We start from the raw sequence: 15,379 nt of genomic DNA on the forward strand, positions 1-15,379 counted from the left end.
AGGGGACCCACGCGTTCCCATCTCGAACACGACCGTTAAGCCCTCCAGCGTCGATGGTACTTGAACCGCAGGGTTCTGGGAGAGTAGAACGTTGCCAAGCACACGAAAAAACCTTACAAGGAGAAATCCTAGTAAGGTTTTTTTCTATTTGTACCGATCGAGTAAGGCTAGAATAACTAAATCTCATTTGTCTAGCAAACTCCGGAATAGGAGTCCCTAAAGGCTTCTATTCCATTGCTTTTTGGCAAAATTAAGCAAATAGCATACGCTAAAGGCTTCTATTTTCAAAGAAATAGCGGGATTCAAACGGTTATCAACAAAATAGAAGCTCCTAAAGACCGCTATTCCACTATCGATCACTTTTTACAACAAATAAGAGCCCCTATAAGCTCTTATTCCATTTCAAGAACACTACTGCATGTAGCAAGACGTGTCCTTACCTGTGATCTTAATCAATCCAGCTTTGCGGTAAGGGCGAAATCGGAAAAGCATCCACAGCCGCGGCATGAGCATCCAAACATGAAAAATCGTAAGATGGATTAACCATTTGTCAGGTATCCAAGGGTAAAGAAGTGTAATCATAGCAAGGCCAATCCAAAATAAAGTCAGCTGTATTCTGGATACCAGTCGTATGGAGGCATTTCCCTCTGGTAAGAATCCACACCAAAAGAGCCCCCAACGGTAAGACCAGCCCCTCATAGCCATTCCAATTGTGAACTGAAAATAGATCCGGATGAGCAAAGAGTGAAAGATAAGAAGAAGCGGATAGCTGACTAAGAGCGGCAGCCAGTTTGTAGGGTCAAATTTGTAAAAAACCGCTAGTACCAGCAGCATAAAATAAACAATTATTTTATACAAGGAATGATATATTCGCTTCATTAGAGTATAGCTGTAAATGGTAGATTGTTTGGAAAGATTTGCTTCCTGTTTAGTAGACATGCTGATGACCTCCGTAAGGCGGTTAACCTGATATAAGTCTATATCGGCACATGACTTCCAAAATATGAGTGTTTAGCTAGTTTAGGAGAATTGCGATTCGGATATACTAATAGTAAAAGATCGTGGGGTGATCATATGGAGGAGAACCGAATAGGGGTATGTATGATTTGCGAGCAGCAGCGGGTTGGCGGAATTCATATTATTATGGCCTTTATCTGCGATGAGTGCAGCAGTGAAATGGTCAAAACGAATGTAAATGATCAGAAATATCCATTTTTCGTGAGGCAGATGAAGAAAGCTTTCTATATAGGCAATTCAAAACAATACATGAATTAATGGGAGAAGCTTCTTATGGAAGCTTTTTTTGTTTTTTTAGCGTCAATCCACTACTATAAGGGTATAAAATAGAAAGCTCAAGGAGCTCAAGGAGTCATGTCAACATGAGCAGCCAACATTCAAAACAGGCACGTGCGCCGCTTTTTGAAGCAATGGTCGCCCATCACGATAAGAACCCTGCAAGTTTTCATGTACCTGGTCATAAATCCGGACAAGGCTTGCTAGATGAAGGGACAGGCTTCCTTAAGACGGTGATGTCTGTCGATTTTACAGAAATTACAGGTCTAGATGATTTACATAATGCAGAGGGTGTTATTCGTGAGGCCGAGCAGCTAGCGGCAGATTGCTTTGGCGCAGAGGAAACGTATTTTCTGATTGGTGGGAGTACGGTTGGTAATTTGGCCATGATTTCAGCTGTATGTGAGAAAGATGATATCATCCTTGTGCAGAGGAATGTACATAAGTCGGTCATTCATGGGCTTATGCTGGCCGGTGCCAAGGCGGTGTTCATAGCTCCTGCTATACATCCGGAAACAGGTGTGGCCACAAGTCTATATATCGAAGATGTAAAGCAAGCGCTTGTGTTGTATCCAGAGGCTAAGGGGATTTTTCTAACAAACCCGAATTATTACGGCATAGGTGTTAATCTCAAGCCTTTCGCTGAATTGATGCATGAACATGGGAAGCTGCTGCTGGTGGATGAAGCGCACGGTGCGCACTATGGATTTCATCATGAGATGCCAGCTTCCGCTTTATCGCAAGGGGCTGATGCTGTGGTACAATCCACACACAAGATGCTTACTGCAATGACCATGGGGGCTATGCTGCACGTCCAAGGACCTCGGATAGACCGAAGGGCTATTCAACGGCTGCTTGCTATGCTGCAGAGCTCAAGTCCCTCTTATCCAATTATGGCGTCACTAGATTTGGCGAGAAAGCGAATGCATACGGAAGGCAGAGACTGGCTAGAACAGGGACTTGTTGTTGTAAAAGAGTTCAGGTCGCTGCTTGATGAACTTACCGCATTCGGTTATCACCCACGAGAGTTTTCGGGAAATCAGAGTCAAGAGGTTCAAACTGAAGATCCATTTAAAATAGCGATCTATGATGGGACGAATACGATTTCTGGAACCGAACTCAAAGAAAGGTTGGAAGCCCAAGGCTGCTTTGTCGAAATGACGGATGGGCGTCAAGTGCTTCTTGTATTCACACCAGCTTCCACCAGAGCGGATATGTTAAGAGTTGTCCAAGCGTTAACTAACATTTGTTTAGACGTTCCTATACAAAAGAAGGAACTTCAAGCGCCAATCTCGAATATACTTAAATTACCCTACTATACTCCAATCTCTTCTCCTGTTGCCTTTGATATGAGAGATATCTCCAAAGCATCACGAGACAGCGCGTTTAGTCAGGTAAGTGTTCAGGGAGCGGTCGGGAAGCGTTCTGCGGATATGGTAATCCCTTATCCACCGGGAATTCCCTATTTATACCCTGGCGAAATCATTTCGGCTTCTGTGGCCGAAGCCTTATTGCAATTGGCCGCAAACGGAATCAAGTTTCAAGGAACCGAATTTGGGCAGACACAAAAGCTAAAGATATACACATAAACCATTCTATGATCTGGTAAAGCAGCATGCAGGAGGAAGCGTGAACGGAATATTTATAACGTTTGAAGGGCCGGACGGCGCTGGGAAAACAACACAGCTGAAGAAATTGGCTGAGGAGCTTAAGAAACAAGGACATGACGTCCTCGTTACGAGAGAACCGGGCGGAACGGCAATCAGTGATCAAATCCGCAGTATTATTCTTGACCCTGTGAACAAGGAGATGGTGGATCAAGCGGAAGTTTTGCTTTACGCATCATCCAGAGCACAGCATGTGCATCAGTTAATTCTTCCGGCACTCGCAGCTGGCCGAATAGTGCTATGTGATCGCTTCATTGATGCAAGTGTTGCTTATCAAGCTTACGGGCTTGGCGTAGATGTAGATATGGTAAAAGCCATCTCGCGTTATGCCAGTTCAGGACTGCAAGCAACCCGGACATACATCTTAGATGTGCCAGTGGAAGTAAGCTTGGCAAGACTTCACCATAGAGCATCGGGCACGGGCGTGAATGCCCAACAGTTGGATCGCATTGAACAGAAAAACGTAGATTATCACAGCCGGGTACGGGAAGGTTTTCATCAGATTGCAGCTGATCATCCTGAACGGGTGCGAGTTGTTAATGCAAACCGTAGCGAAGATGAGATTGCAAAAGATATACGGACGGATTGTAATCAATTGCTGGAGGAACATATTTCCTGTTAAAGCAGAAAATCCATTCTTAGTTTATAATAAAAGGGAGGAATCACCCATGAAACTAGTCGTTGCCGTTGTACAAGATAAGGACAGTAACCGTCTCTCTAATGCTTTAATAAAAGAAGGGTTTCGCGCCACGAAGCTGGCAAGTACCGGTGGATTTTTACGTGCGGGAAACACGACTTTTATGATTGGTACGGAAGATGAGAGGGTGCAAGAGGTCATGCAGGTTATTCGCACCAATTGCAAAATTCGGGAACAGCTTGTTACACCGGTTTCTCCAATGGGAGGAACGACGGATTCCTATATTCCATTCCCTGTGGAAGTTCAAGTGGGTGGAGCCGCGGTTTTCGTATTGCCGGTAGAGCGCTTCGAGCATTACTAATCAGACATATACAAGGATGGATGCGTCTTGAAAATTAATCCGGGGTGGCAGCCCATCGGTAAGAACGTCAAAGTGAATGAGAACGTCCCGCCGCCACAGATGGCCCCCCGGAATTTCTCTGACATTATGCAGCAGCAGGATGAGAAATTTACGCAGGAGCAATTATCCAAGATGGTGCAGCAAATTACGCTGCAGGGCGATCGTCTGTCGCGGGCAATGACGGTGAGAGAGCTTCTGCAGTACAAACTGCTGATTAAACAGTTTCTAGAAGAAACCGCTCGCCGTGGTGTCAATTTAAGAGATACGAAGGGCTGGGATCGCCGCGGCCGTTCGAAGCGATATAAGCTTTTGGAAGAAATCGATCTAGAACTGCTTTCATTAGCAGATGAATTGCTGGAAAATGAGCAGGGTCGAATTGAAATTTTGCATAAAATCGGAGAAATCCGAGGGATGCTGATTAACTTGCTATTTTAAAATAAAAGAAAATAGTTGTTTAACGCTATATGATGTTAATATTTCTGGGTAAACACACTCGTCCTGGAAGGACAGTGTAACCGTTTATCCTCGGGATGGAGCGTATTTCTAATGTCCTTTCAAGCCATACCGGGGCAAGCAGCGGCTAAGCAGCTTCTGCAGAACGGGCTGCGGCAAGACAAGCTGTCTCATGCGTATATATTTAGTGGGCCTGTAGGAACTGGACGCTCGGAGATGGCCATAGCTTTGGCTAAAGCTATCTACTGCCAGCACGGGACAGAAGAGGCATGCGGTGAATGTTTGGAATGTCGTAAGGTTGAGCATCGTAATCATCCGGATCTACACATCGTTATACCAGATGGAGCTTCGATTAAGATCGAGCAGATTCGTGAGCTGCAAAAGGAGTTTGCTTACCGCGCTACAGCCTCCGGAGCCAAAATTTATATCCTGTATCATGCAGATAAAATGACGGTACAGGCTGCTAATAGTTTGTTGAAGTTTCTAGAAGAGCCGACCTCTCGTGTGGTCGCGATTCTCATAACTGAGAATGGCAATGCGCTGCTGCCGACGATTCAATCGCGGGCGCAGTGGATTAATTTCACGCCAATGCCGCGTGAGCAAATGGTCTTGACGCTTTTGCAAGAGGGTCATGCCGCATCGCTTGTTCAGCCCGCCGCACATTTAACGGCAGGATTACAAGCGGCTAGGGATTTAATAGCTGCGAATTGGTTTGCAGAAATGAGAACCGTAGTGTTACAATTAGCTAAGGAGACGCTCACACGTTTCCCTACTTCCATGATTACGGTACAGCAACGGATTGTGAAAACGGAGCTAGCGGATCATATGTCGAGTCTTTTCGACTTGTTGATTCTCTGGTTTAAAGATATGGTGCAGTTGCGCCTGGAGCGCAGAGATAAGCTTGTTTATAATGATCAGCTGGACTGGATGAGCTCCCTCGCGTTCAGCCGGGATGTCTCAGTATGGGTGCGTATGATGGAGCAAGCCGTAGATTTACAAAAACGACTGCGTTTCAACGCCAATTCTCAGCTGGTTATAGAGAAAATGCTCGTGGAGATGCAGGGGGTGTAAGATGTATTCGGTAGTTGGCGTCCGCTTTAAGAAGGCGGGTAAAATATATTATTTTGATCCGATTGATTTGCCAATTGAGAAAGAAAGTGCCGTTATTGTTGAAACCGCTCGCGGAGTGGAATACGGCAAAGTTGTCGTTGGAAAGAAGACTGTCAAAGAAAATGACGTCGTTCTTCCTCTCAAAAAAGTGATTCGCATTGCGGATGACTCGGATGCTGATTTGGTTGAAGAAAATAAGAAAGCGGCCAAAGATGCGTTTCAAACATGCCACGAGAAAATTAAAGACCATAGTCTTAAGATGAAGCTCGTGGACGTAGAGTATACCTTTGATCGCAATAAAATTATTTTTTATTTTACGGCAGAAGGGCGCGTTGATTTCCGGGAGCTCGTGAAGGATTTGGCGAGTATTTTCCGGACCAGAATCGAGCTGCGTCAAATTGGTGTACGGGATGAAGCGAAGATGCTTGGAGGTATAGGTCCGTGTGGGCGAATTCTATGCTGTTCCTCGTTCTTAGGTGATTTCGAACCCGTATCCATTAAGATGGCGAAAGACCAGAACTTATCGCTTAACCCAACCAAGATTTCGGGATTATGCGGACGGTTAATGTGTTGTTTGAAATATGAACATGATAACTACGAGAGCGCGAAGGATTCACTGCCAACCGTAGGTAGACAAGTAATCACTTCTTTTGGTAATGGTAAGGTACTCGGATTGAATATCAAAGAACGTACAGCAAAGGTTCAATTGTTTGACCTTGGAAAAGCACTTGATTTACCTTTCGATGATGTAGTTGAACAAGAATAGAGGCAAAGTATCCAAGGAGGCGCTGGCCAGTAAGCATGCAGGCACTAGAGGTGAAAGCGTGGATAAACAAGATATTTTTGGACAAATAGATGGGATCGAAGAACGAATGGGTGCCACTTATGCCGAGTTGGGTGCCTTAAAGAAACAAATTATTAACCTCATCGAAGAAAATAAGAGATTAAGCATAGAAAATCAGCAGCTCCGCAAACTGATCAGACAAGAGGAAACCATTGTCGAGCAGCCAGTTGGAGAGGCGGAGGAACCTCTTCCGTTACCTGGAGCAGGTTATGATAATTTGACTCGCTTGTATAATGAAGGTTTTCATATATGCAATGTATATTATGGACACCTTCGGACCGAGGGAGATTGTTTGTTTTGCTTATCCTTTTTAAATAAATAAGTGATTTTGACCGTAGGGGTGTATGCCTTACGGTTTTTTTCCATAATGTGCAGACTAGAGAGGAAATGACGGAGAATACGTATGAAGCAAGTACAGTTAAGACCTACCGAACGAATTGATGATTTATTGACGTATGATTTGAAAATTATACAGAGTGATGAAGTGTTCAGCTTTTCGCTAGATGCCGTCCTGTTAGGTCGGTTCTGCAGTGTGGCTCCCAAGGGGCGCATGATTGATTTATGTACGGGCAATGGGGTCATCCCTTTGCTCTTAACAACGCGGACACGAGCTGAGATTTGGGGCGTTGAAATTCAAGAACGGCTCGCGGATATGGCAGTTCGTAATAGCGAGATTAATGGATTGGAAGACCGGCTGCATATGCTTCAGGGAGATCTGAAAACCATTCACGAAACCTTAGGACATGGCCAATTTGATGTCGTTACGGTGAATCCTCCCTATCTGCCTGTGCCTAATGGTGAGCAGAACGCCAATGAGCATTTTGCTGCGGCTCGTCATGAAATATATTGCAACTTAGAAGATGTCATTGCGGCAAGCGCAAAGCTGGTGAAGGCTGGCGGTAAAGTAGCGATGGTCCACAGGGCTACTCGTTTAATTGATATCTGCTGCTTAATGAGGCAGTATCGACTTGAACCGAAGCGCATTCGCTATGTGCACGCACGTGCTGGTGAAGAGGCGATGATGGTGTTGGTCGAGGGAATGAAGGATGGAAAGCCAGAAATCCGTACTTTACCGCCGCTTATTGTTTATGACGACAATCAAGAGTACTGTAGAGAGCTGAAAGAAATTTACTACGGGGGCAGAAGCTCCTTAGAGTTTTCGTAAGAAAACTGACTTCGTAAGCATAATCATAAAAAAGTGAAGAGGGACATAACAGTGAGCTTGAATGTGCAAAAGAGCTATCGTGAGGATGGAAGCGGCGTAGGCACGCTGTACCTGGTTGCCACACCGATAGGCAACCTAGAAGATATGACCTTCCGTGCAATTCGCACCCTGAAGGAAGTGAGCATGATTGCCGCTGAGGACACGCGGCAAACGCGCAAGCTGCTGACGCACTTCGAGGTCGCTACGCGACTCGTCAGCTATCACGAACACAACAAGCAAGCAAGCGGACCCGAACTCGTCCGCTTGCTGCTTGAAGGGCAGAGCATCGCGCTGGTCAGCGATGCAGGGCTGCCGGCCATCTCCGATCCAGGTTACGACCTGGTGAGGATGGCCGTAGAGCAGAGCGTGCCGGTGGTGCCTATCCCCGGCGCGAATGCGGCTCTGTCGGCGCTGATTGCATCAGGCTTGCCGACAGAGCGTTTCTGCTTCGTCGGTTTTCTCCCCAGGGAGAAAAAGGATCAGACGAAGGTGCTTGAAGGGCTGCAGCATACGCAGGATACGCTGCTGTTCTATGAATCGCCGCACCGTGTAGAGAAAACACTTACCCGCATGGCGGAAGTGTGGGGGGCGGAGCGTCGGGTGTGTCTCGCCCGCGAGCTGACGAAGCGGTACGAAGAGTTCCTGCGGGGCACCATCGCAGAGTGCCTCGCGCATTTAGAGCAGTACCCGCCGCAGGGCGAGTACTGCGTGATCGCCGAAGGCACATCGGAGAAGGCAGCCCGCGAAGCAGCCGATGGCTGGTGGGAGGCGATGACACTGGGCGAGCATGTTGAGCACTACGAGCAAAGCGGGAGCGATCGCAAGGATGCACTGAAGTTGGTCGCGAGCGACCGCGGACTTTCCAAGCGTGATGTGTACAATGCACTACTCGAGCGCTAAAGCGCGCGGGAAGTGCGGCGTTCCCGCCGCACTCGCCGCTATATCGTTCTCCCGGACAAAAAAAGATCTCTAATCCGTGGCCGAAGCCAACAAATTAGAGATTAGAGGAGATATGAAAAAGGTTAGAATTACCAATAGGATAAGTGCTACTTCTATTATATACTACTTTTCTTATTTTGTCACAGGTGTTGGCATTTCTGCTAAACAAATATGACAAACAATTTTTCCTTTGAAGTAGGATACGTTTTCAGCGTTTCCACAGAAGATACAAGCAGGCTCATATTTCTTCAACATGATGCGCTCGCCGTCTACATAAATCTCCAAAGCGTCTTTCTCACCAATTCCCAGCGTGCGGCGCAACTCGATTGGAATAACAACGCGACCCAATTCGTCAACTTTTCTTACAATTCCCGTAGATTTCATCATATATATAAACCCCTTTCGATTTTATCAAAAATTTATCAATATCGTCATGTTTCGACATATCTTCTTGCCTAATGATACCAACGATTCCCAAAATAGTCAACCATATTTTCGTCTATTTGAGGTTATAATTCAAAAAAATTTTTAATATTGTTTCTGTTTAAAATATGATAAAAACCAAGTAGAATAAGGGAATGTAAGCCATATATTACGTGTGACCTCCTTAAAAAGCTCAAAATTAAGAAGATAAAGGGTCTCCAAGTAAGACAGAGAAATTGGAATAAGTATTTCGACATAATGCGACAATTGTGTCGAAGTGACAAAGAGAATTGTCGAAATTATTTAAATTTGCTAAAGAGAGGTTGTGAATGAATGAAGGAAGAGAAGGTTTTTAAAGATCCGGTTCATAAATATATTTACGTGCAGGATAATACGATTTGGGATTTAATTAATACGCGAGAGTTTCAGAGACTGCGCCGCATAAGGCAGTTAGGAACTTCTTATTTAACTTTTCATGGTGCTGAGCATAGTAGATTCTCTCATTCACTAGGTGTCTATGAAATCACTCGGAAAATTATTTCACAATTCGAACGCAATCACTATGAGGATTGGCCTCAAGAGGAACGTCTGCTCTGCCTTTGTGCGGCCTTGCTCCATGATCTGGGTCACGGACCCTTCTCGCACTCCATTGAAAAAGCTTTCGGAACGAGACATGAAGACTGGTCATGCAGAATTGTCCTTGGAGATACGGAAGTGAATAAAATCCTCAGTCGAGTGTCACCCGATTTTCCGAAAAAAGTGGCAGGGGTTATTTGTAAATCGTATAGTGAAGAAATTGTGGTTAGCCTTGTATCCAGCCAGTTGGATGCAGATCGCATGGACTATTTACTGCGCGACGCCTATTTCACTGGTGTAAATTATGGCACGTTTGATCTGGAGCGGATTCTTCGTGTTATTAGGCCCTATAAGGGGCATATTGTTGTTAAAGAAAGCGGAATGCATGCCGTAGAAGACTATTTAATGTCTCGCTATCAAATGTATTGGCAGGTGTATTTCCATCCCGTGACACGTAGTGCGGAAATTTTGCTGCACAAAGTTTTTGCGCGGGCTAAACATTTATACGAAGAAAATTATACGTTTGGTTTTATGGTTGAGCCTATTTTGCATCTGATTCAGAATAAAATTACGCTGGAAGATTATTTACTATTGGATGAGTCTGTTATGCAGACGATGCTAACTTTCTGGAGTAATGAGAAAGATCCTATTTTAGGTGATATGTGTAAACGGTTTTTGGATCGTAAGTTGTACAAATACAGCACCTTTGATGAATCTAATCAACGTCAGATTAAGCTGATGGAAAAAGTGATGGCCGAGGTCGGATTCGATCCTACCTATTACATGGAAATTGACTTTCCATCGAATCAATCCTATGACGTGTATAGACCGGGGGAAACGGACGATAACTTGCCGATTTTTCTGCTGGATCATAAGGAGACCTTAACGGAGATTACGCATCGATCTGAGATTGTTCAGTCCATCAGTGGATTCCAAATGGGTAAGCATCATGTGTATTATCCGGAGGAGCTGTTGGAACGGTTGAACGCAACCAATTATCCTGATTTATGGGCACTGCTTGGCGAGCAAGATTAACTAGAAAAATAAGTGAAGCAGAATATTACAACTTAAGGGAGAACGAAGATGCTAACGGATTCACACACACATTTAAATGCTGAACAATTTAATGAAGATCAAGATGAAGTGATTGGGCGAGCGCTGGACGCCGGAGTGACAAGAATAGTGAATGTAGGCTTCAACCGGGAGACCATACCCAGTTCGATTGCCCTCGCTGAGAGGTACGATTTCATTTATTCTACCGTAGGTTGGCATCCTGTTGATGCAATTGATATGATGCCTGGCGACTTAGAATGGATTGAAGAGCTGTGCAAGCATGAGAAAGTTGTTGCCATCGGAGAAATTGGACTAGATTACTATTGGGATAAGTCACCGAAGGATGTACAGCAGCGGGTATTCCGGGAGCAAATTCGTCTAGCGCGTAAATTAGGGATGCCCATTGTCGTACATAATCGAGATGCCCATCATGATATTTTGCACATTTTAAAAGAAGAGAAGGCCGAGGAAGTGGGGGGAATCATGCACTGCTTCTCTGGAAGCTGGGAGACAGCGAAGCAGTGTCTGGATATGAATTTTCATATTTCTTTTGGAGGTCCAGTTACATTTAAGAACGCTAGGCAATCGAAGGAAGTACTGGCGCAAGTTCCGCTAGATCGTATATTAATTGAGACCGATGCTCCTTACTTGACCCCCCATCCTTTCCGCGGCAAGCGAAATGAAACCGGTTATGTTCGCTTGGTAGCTGAGATGGCCGCGGAAATTCGAGGTATGACTTTGGAAGAGATTGCGGAAATAACAACAAACAATGCCATTCGATTGCTAGGTCTCAAGTAAGGCATTTTTCTCGAACCTACGGCGAAGTACAATACCGCAGCTGAAAGAAATGAAGATGAGACTGATGAGTGGAACGAGCAGATAGATGGGTGAAGAGCGAATCATAAGAGGAATCGTCAAGATACATAGCTCAAGCAACAAGACTGACCAAATGATAATGGCCAATGAGCCGGCCTTCGAATTCTGATTGAGTGGGTACATCTCGAGCCAGAACGTATAGCGGTGGGCGCGTTCGAGCGACGATAACTGAACAAGGGAAATCACAAGTGAAATCATGAAGATTAAACTCCTTGCAGTACCGCTGCTTGAAACGGCTATAGCGAGCACCCCTAACAAGGTGATACGCAGTACGATAGCGAACAGCTCCGTACGCTGCAATGTCTTCATATATAGATATAAATAGGAAGCATCTTGTCTAAAAGGTATGAACCGTGTAAGCCCGCTGATCCAACTTCGGCGGGCTATTCGCGTTCCCATTTGAGGCACATCCACGAACCAGCTGAAAAAGGCATAAAGCCGAGCTTGCTGCTGACTTTCCTTGGTGATCAAGTAGTCCCAGCCGATGACGTATTTAGATACGAAATGAACAGCTGCTAACCATACGAAAATGAGAAGCAGCGCCGCGCCGCTTGCCCATAAAATGCTGGTTAGAAATTGCAGCGATATGAGAGCAGTTGTTGCAATCCAGCGAAAGCTAACCGAAGCTAATCTGGCACGCTCGTGAGCAAATCGGCTCTCCTGCCAGCTAGCTAATAAATTAGCTAGCTTTAATAGAAGAAGTAGTGCAAGCATTAATAAGAAATGCTGCTCTGAAGCGCCCAGACAGTGATGATAAAGCGGCCATAAAATAACCCAAGCAATAAATGTCCAAAAAGCTTGCAATGTCAAACTGTACATGAATCCGCTTCGGAAATAAGCGCCCATTTGATGTTCGATCCGTAACAAAAACATGCGGTCTGCTTTCCTTACCAATGTACGAATGGGGCTTGAAGATAGAATCGGAACGAGCAGCAGAAGCACGATCCACAGATAAGGATAATCTGTCGGAAGACGCTGTAGTATTTTTGCATAATAATAGGAAGAAATGATGACAAGAAACAACACGAGACCGATGAAATTACTACGCGCTGCGTATTGCCAATAGCCCATGGATTCCTTCATATAATGTTCGAATCTTTGCTGCCATAAGGTATGGGTGTTGATGTCCATATTTCTCATAACGAATCCCCTTGTACGAGCTTATAGAAAATGTCGTCTAGTGACGCTCCCGGAAGTTCGGTTTGCCCGCGTAATTCGACTAAATCACCCTGCGCAACCATGCGACCTCGATGAAGGACAACGTAGTTATCGCAATATTTTTCAATGGTTGACAAAATATGCGATGAGATGAGGAATGATGCTCCTTTATGTTTCATTTTGACCATTAATTCTAATAAGGAACGGATCGCTAAAGGGTCAAGGCCGAGAAAGGGTTCATCGATAATATATAACGAGGGTTCGATCAGAAATGCGTTCATAATCATGACTTTCTGTTTCATTCCTTTGGATAAATGGCTGGCGAAGCTGTTCAGCTTGTCCTTCATTTGAAACTGCTCCAAAAGGGAGCTAGATCGAGCCAAATAGTCGTCCTTCGACAAACCGTAGGCCATAGCGGTTAGCTCAAGGTGTTCTCGGATCGTAAGCTCTTCGTAGAGCTCAGGACTTTCGGGTACATAAGCGTAAGTTGCGCGATAGGACAAAGGATTTTCAGCTAAAGTGAGTCCGTTGATTCGAATCGATCCTTTTTGCGGTTGAAGAAGGCCGAGAATGTTTTTGATTGTCGTACTTTTACCCGCACCATTAAGTCCGATGAGTCCCATCATTTCACCTTGACGGATAGAAAAGGTTAGGTCATGAAGAACAGGTTTTTTTGGTAAATATCCCCCGTATAAAGAGTCAACTTGTAGAATGGAGCCCATCTCATTGCCTCCCTGATTAGCAAATTATTGGTATTTATGAATCACTTTCCTATACGATCATTATAAACAAATTTGTAATTTAAGCCTAGTTTAGGGGTGGAAAGTTGAAAAGAGTTAGTATACGTACGTGAAAGTGAGATATAAGTAGATATAAAGCTGTTTTATTGTTCATTTAAGCGAATTTTAGTTGATTTAGCCCTTTTTAGTAGGTGTTAATCCCTTTACAGGTTAAGATTAACAGCGTAATATACTTTTCATAATAACTTAATAACCAATTTGCCATTTTTCCATTCGCTGAGTTCCATTTATGGGAACGGGGGAACCACTGTAAGCTGAAGAAGCATGCTTCTTGAGTGAACAGAGTGAGTAACAGGGGTGAATCTTTGAGTATATTTCGTATGCTCTTAGTAGGGCGACTCTCACGTCCGAATCCGTCAGCTAACCTCGTAAGCGTAAGAGAGGTAACGATTGTCGTGCGTGCTATTTGTGTATTTTATTATACCAACTAAGCCAGCGAGAAGAGTCCTCTTCTTGCTGGCTTTTTGTCTTCATAAAGGGCTATACACATTTCGGACGACTAAAAATTGCCCGGAATTCATATGAATGTTGAATAGGCAAACTGGTGTGGGACGACCAGAAGGCAGCGGTATAGCACCGTACTGCTGATGGCGAACACGTTAAGTTAAACTAAAAAACCTTAGTCGCGTCAAATCTAATCATGCTGTAACCTGGCGGCGAGGCTTTGAAGGAGGACCGAAGAAGTGGGCAGTATCTCTATTAGCGAGACCCATGTAAAACGATCATCCAGCATGTCCTTCGCATTGCGATGGAAGCATGAAAACTTGCGTTTGATTTTAAGTCTAGCCATAATTTCAATCGCAATGACTTTCATGTTTTTGGTGTTGTTGTACGGTACGGCTACCAAGAGCGTATCCGTGGTTGTGAATGGACAAGAAACTGTTGTGCAAACGAAGCAATGGGTCCTGCAACGCCTACTGGATGAACAAGCCATAAAGATTGGTGAACACGATGAAATTTCTACTGCACCAACGACAACAATCAAGGGTGGAGACAAAATTGTCATCGAACATGCCTCACCGATTCAATTGACTGCTGATGGAAAGACCACCACTGTTTACACAACTGCAAGAACGGTAGAAAGTGCATTGCAACGTTTACATATTGCACTTGGGGAGCACGATCGTTTATCTCCCGAACCGACAGCCGCTCTGAGCTCAGGCGATGAAATCAAAATCGTCCGTGTGAAAAAAGAGACGGAGGAAGTAACTGAGCCGATTGCGTTCGATACGGAAAAGAAGAGCGACGCATCGCTGCTCAAAGGCAAAGAGCAAGTCGTCCAAGAAGGTAAAGAGGGCGTACTCTTGAAGAAGAAAGAAAAGACTTTCGAAGATGGTGTTTTAGTCGCGGAAGCAGTTGTGGGTGAAGAAGTACAAACAGAAAGTATTAATAAAGTCGTGTCCGTGGGCACGAAAAACCCTGTTGTTGTTCTCTCGTCTTCATCACCTAGTGTGGATGAGGTTTCGAAGAATGGTGTAACATTTGGGTACAAACAAATCCTGAAGAATGTGAAGTTGACTGCCTATTCGGCAGACGTGGCATCTACAGGTAAATCCGAAGGAACTCCTGGTTTCGGTAAAACCTATACAGGAACTACCGTGACAGAAGGCAGAACAATAGCTGTTGATCCTAAAGTTATCCCCCTAGGATGGTGGGTTTACATCGAGGGCATTGGCTTCCGCCGGGCTGAAGACATTGGCAGCGGTGTGAAAGGTCAAATGATTGATGTCTTCTTTGAAGATCATGGTTATGCCAATAAATTCGGAACGAAGCAAGGGTACACCGTGTATGTGGTAGGACCGAAAAAGCCATCTGAAAATTAACGTGTAAACGTCAGTTTCAGCGGGAAGAATGTCATATATACGTTGCCAAGTAACAACTTGGGCGAAAGAAGAGGGGACCCCTCTTCTTTTTCTGCGTTGAATATGAAAGTATAAGCTCTATAC

17 protein-coding genes, 1 rRNA gene and 1 riboswitch are annotated in these 15,379 nt (G+C 44.7%); of the genes, 14 read left to right on the plus strand and 4 right to left on the minus strand.

What is annotated here, in order from left to right; translation table 11 throughout:
* A 5S ribosomal RNA gene (gene rrf / locus ASD40_RS13570) occupies positions 1-100 on the plus strand; the annotation flags it as partial.
* 311 nt (positions 101-411) lie between these two features.
* Here the strand turns inward: rrf and ASD40_RS13575 are convergent.
* Entirely contained in the window at positions 412-939 is a 528-nt protein-coding gene (locus tag ASD40_RS13575) for a hypothetical protein (RefSeq protein ID WP_057303803.1), read from the minus strand.
* Between the two features lie 135 nt (positions 940-1,074).
* On the opposite strand from ASD40_RS13575, the gene ASD40_RS13580 reads away from it, so the two are divergent.
* From ASD40_RS13580 to rsmI, 10 genes are all read left to right on the plus strand, one after another.
* Positions 1,075-1,275, plus strand: a complete 201-nt coding sequence (locus ASD40_RS13580; protein WP_057303804.1) for a sigma factor G inhibitor Gin — start codon at positions 1,075-1,077, stop codon at positions 1,273-1,275.
* Between the two features lie 104 nt (positions 1,276-1,379).
* Complete coding sequence (locus tag ASD40_RS13585) at positions 1,380-2,882, plus strand: aminotransferase class I/II-fold pyridoxal phosphate-dependent enzyme (RefSeq protein WP_057303805.1); 1,503 nt, start codon at positions 1,380-1,382, stop codon at positions 2,880-2,882.
* Positions 2,883-2,922: 40 nt separating this feature from the next.
* Positions 2,923-3,582, plus strand: coding sequence for a dTMP kinase (gene tmk / locus ASD40_RS13590; RefSeq protein ID WP_057303806.1), 660 nt, complete (start codon positions 2,923-2,925; stop codon positions 3,580-3,582).
* 46 nt (positions 3,583-3,628) lie between these two features.
* Positions 3,629-3,958: a cyclic-di-AMP receptor gene (locus ASD40_RS13595; RefSeq protein ID WP_029198490.1), complete on the plus strand. Its 330-nt coding sequence runs from the start codon at positions 3,629-3,631 to the stop codon at positions 3,956-3,958.
* A gap of 27 nt (positions 3,959-3,985) precedes the next feature.
* The gene (locus ASD40_RS13600) at positions 3,986-4,432 is read left to right on the plus strand and encodes a YaaR family protein (protein ID WP_029198491.1); all 447 of its coding nucleotides are present in this window, start codon (positions 3,986-3,988) and stop codon (positions 4,430-4,432) included.
* Positions 4,433-4,543: 111 nt separating this feature from the next.
* Entirely contained in the window at positions 4,544-5,521 is a 978-nt protein-coding gene (holB, locus tag ASD40_RS13605; protein ID WP_057303807.1) for a DNA polymerase III subunit delta', read from the plus strand.
* A 1-nt stretch (position 5,522) separates the two neighbouring features.
* Positions 5,523-6,326, plus strand: coding sequence for a PSP1 domain-containing protein (locus ASD40_RS13610; protein WP_029198493.1), 804 nt, complete (start codon positions 5,523-5,525; stop codon positions 6,324-6,326).
* A 58-nt stretch (positions 6,327-6,384) separates the two neighbouring features.
* On the plus strand, positions 6,385-6,726 hold the full coding sequence (gene yabA, locus ASD40_RS13615; RefSeq protein ID WP_029198494.1) for a DNA replication initiation control protein YabA: 342 nt from the start codon (positions 6,385-6,387) through the stop codon (positions 6,724-6,726).
* An 81-nt stretch (positions 6,727-6,807) separates the two neighbouring features.
* The gene (locus ASD40_RS13620) at positions 6,808-7,569 is read left to right on the plus strand and encodes a tRNA1(Val) (adenine(37)-N6)-methyltransferase (RefSeq protein ID WP_057303808.1); all 762 of its coding nucleotides are present in this window, start codon (positions 6,808-6,810) and stop codon (positions 7,567-7,569) included.
* 51 nt (positions 7,570-7,620) lie between these two features.
* Positions 7,621-8,508, plus strand: coding sequence for a 16S rRNA (cytidine(1402)-2'-O)-methyltransferase (rsmI, locus tag ASD40_RS13625; RefSeq protein ID WP_057303809.1), 888 nt, complete (start codon positions 7,621-7,623; stop codon positions 8,506-8,508).
* Between the two features lie 171 nt (positions 8,509-8,679).
* Here rsmI and ASD40_RS13630 read toward each other — a convergent pair whose 3' ends face one another.
* Complete coding sequence (locus tag ASD40_RS13630) at positions 8,680-8,934, minus strand: AbrB/MazE/SpoVT family DNA-binding domain-containing protein (protein WP_028557356.1); 255 nt, start codon at positions 8,932-8,934, stop codon at positions 8,680-8,682.
* A gap of 369 nt (positions 8,935-9,303) precedes the next feature.
* On the opposite strand from ASD40_RS13630, the gene ASD40_RS13635 reads away from it, so the two are divergent.
* Positions 9,304-10,581 (plus strand): HD domain-containing protein, encoded by a 1,278-nt coding sequence (locus tag ASD40_RS13635; protein WP_057303810.1) that lies wholly within the window; start codon positions 9,304-9,306, stop codon positions 10,579-10,581.
* A 48-nt stretch (positions 10,582-10,629) separates the two neighbouring features.
* Positions 10,630-11,397, plus strand: a complete 768-nt coding sequence (locus ASD40_RS13640; protein WP_057303811.1) for a TatD family hydrolase — start codon at positions 10,630-10,632, stop codon at positions 11,395-11,397.
* Here the strand turns inward: ASD40_RS13640 and ASD40_RS13645 are convergent.
* Together ASD40_RS13645 and ASD40_RS13650 are read right to left on the minus strand one after the other, a co-directional pair.
* Entirely contained in the window at positions 11,383-12,615 is a 1,233-nt protein-coding gene (locus ASD40_RS13645) for an ABC transporter permease (RefSeq protein ID WP_057303812.1), read from the minus strand. The genes ASD40_RS13640 and ASD40_RS13645 overlap by 15 nt on opposite strands.
* Entirely contained in the window at positions 12,612-13,355 is a 744-nt protein-coding gene (locus tag ASD40_RS13650) for an ABC transporter ATP-binding protein (protein ID WP_057303813.1), read from the minus strand. The genes ASD40_RS13645 and ASD40_RS13650 overlap by 4 nt, the downstream gene beginning before the upstream one ends.
* 282 nt (positions 13,356-13,637) lie before the next feature.
* Positions 13,638-13,823: riboswitch (cyclic di-AMP (ydaO/yuaA leader) on the plus strand.
* Positions 13,824-14,116: 293 nt separating this feature from the next.
* On the opposite strand from ASD40_RS13650, the gene ASD40_RS13655 reads away from it, so the two are divergent.
* Positions 14,117-15,256, plus strand: coding sequence for a 3D domain-containing protein (locus tag ASD40_RS13655; protein WP_057303814.1), 1,140 nt, complete (start codon positions 14,117-14,119; stop codon positions 15,254-15,256).
* Positions 15,257-15,379: the final 123 nt, after the last annotated feature.

Origin of the sequence: Paenibacillus sp. Root444D2, assembly GCF_001426375.1 — a bacterium.
Taxonomy (GTDB): domain Bacteria; phylum Bacillota; class Bacilli; order Paenibacillales; family NBRC-103111; genus Paenibacillus_E.

Bases quoted from the DNA above. Each gene is read 5' to 3' on its own strand.
- ASD40_RS13575 (WP_057303803.1), bottom strand. From the start codon at position 939: ATGTCTACTAAACAGGAAGCAAATCTTTCCAAACAATCTACCATTTAC.
- ASD40_RS13580 (WP_057303804.1), top strand. From the start codon at position 1,075: ATGGAGGAGAACCGAATAGGGGTATGTATGATTTGCGAGCAGCAGCGG.
- ASD40_RS13585 (WP_057303805.1), top strand. From the start codon at position 1,380: ATGAGCAGCCAACATTCAAAACAGGCACGTGCGCCGCTTTTTGAAGCA.
- ASD40_RS13595 (WP_029198490.1), top strand. From the start codon at position 3,629: ATGAAACTAGTCGTTGCCGTTGTACAAGATAAGGACAGTAACCGTCTC.
- holB (WP_057303807.1), top strand. From the start codon at position 4,544: ATGTCCTTTCAAGCCATACCGGGGCAAGCAGCGGCTAAGCAGCTTCTG.
- ASD40_RS13610 (WP_029198493.1), top strand. From the start codon at position 5,523: ATGTATTCGGTAGTTGGCGTCCGCTTTAAGAAGGCGGGTAAAATATAT.
- ASD40_RS13620 (WP_057303808.1), top strand. From the start codon at position 6,808: ATGAAGCAAGTACAGTTAAGACCTACCGAACGAATTGATGATTTATTG.
- ASD40_RS13630 (WP_028557356.1), bottom strand. From the start codon at position 8,934: ATGATGAAATCTACGGGAATTGTAAGAAAAGTTGACGAATTGGGTCGC.
- ASD40_RS13635 (WP_057303810.1), top strand. From the start codon at position 9,304: ATGAAGGAAGAGAAGGTTTTTAAAGATCCGGTTCATAAATATATTTAC.
- ASD40_RS13640 (WP_057303811.1), top strand. From the start codon at position 10,630: ATGCTAACGGATTCACACACACATTTAAATGCTGAACAATTTAATGAA.
- ASD40_RS13645 (WP_057303812.1), bottom strand. From the start codon at position 12,615: ATGAGAAATATGGACATCAACACCCATACCTTATGGCAGCAAAGATTC.
- ASD40_RS13650 (WP_057303813.1), bottom strand. From the start codon at position 13,355: ATGGGCTCCATTCTACAAGTTGACTCTTTATACGGGGGATATTTACCA.